The organism is Oleiphilus sp. HI0066, from assembly GCF_001635725.1.
On the sequence record NZ_LWFH01000530.1, the window covers coordinates 1 to 951 of the forward strand.

At 44.2% G+C, this 951-nt stretch carries 2 protein-coding genes; one reads left to right on the top strand and one right to left on the bottom strand.

Features of this window, described 5'->3' with window-relative positions; translation table 11 throughout:
- On the top strand, positions 1-672 hold a 672-nt coding region (locus A3738_RS07225), incomplete at its 5' end, for a fatty acid desaturase (protein WP_068763480.1).
- Here A3738_RS07225 and A3738_RS07230 read toward each other — a convergent pair.
- On the bottom strand, positions 659-951 hold a 293-nt coding region (locus A3738_RS07230; RefSeq protein ID WP_156504050.1), incomplete at its 5' end, for a GGDEF domain-containing protein. The two genes, A3738_RS07225 and A3738_RS07230, sit on opposite strands and share 14 nt — an antisense overlap.

Genomic DNA, 951 nt, shown 5'->3' on the forward strand with positions numbered 1-951 from the left:
GTACCCCTAGAGTTTTACCGCACTTACCATCTTATTCACCACTCCAAAACGGGTACGGATGACGACCCAGACGTCGGTAATATCAAACAATACCCAGTAACTGGGAGTAGCTTACGTCGCAAAATATTGCGCGATTTTACGGGTTTTTCTGGACTAAAAATGCTCTATGGTGTGTTGTTTTATGTCATGCCTAATCGTGCTGGTAATGCCGTTTCATTAGGGGTCAATCAAGATAGCGTTCAAAAAGGCGATGGTGTTGCTTTGCGCAATTTTCGCGACGCAATTGTGCTGCATGGTTCCTGGATTGCTGTGTTTACGGCTTTAGGCCATCCAGCTTTGTATCTTATGTGGTGGGTTGGTTATATCTTCTTTTATCCGTTTGTTATTCGTGTCCGTCAGATCGCAGAACATGGTGCCATGCCTGCACTGGCCTCTGACGATGTTCGTGATACGACGCGTACAACAATTGTTTCTTTGTGGGAACGTGCTTTCTTTGCACCTAACTTTGTGAACTTCCACTGTGAGCATCATTTCTTGCCGAGCGTGCCGAGTTACAACTTACCTCGCTTGCATCATGTTTTGAAAGAGCGTGGCTTTTATCAAGACAAACCAGAATCCTGTGTTGATACGGGAGGGTATCGAGAGATACTTCGCATCGCTAGCGCGGCTTAGTAAATTCAAACGACGCAGTATTTTTTCCGCAGTATTTTGACTCATACAAAGCTTGGTCAGCCTTATTGATGATGCTCAACTCAGTGTCATCATGCTGACCAATCGTTCCTCCAATACTTATAGTCACTTTTTCGGGTAAACCGAAATCATTTTTTCTTACCTCGGATAAGAGTTTGTTTGCAATAACCCGGATATTGTCTTGATTGGTGTTGCTTGAAATGATGATAAATTCTTCACCACCCCGTCGACCAGCAACATCAATCTCTCTGACGTTGTGCA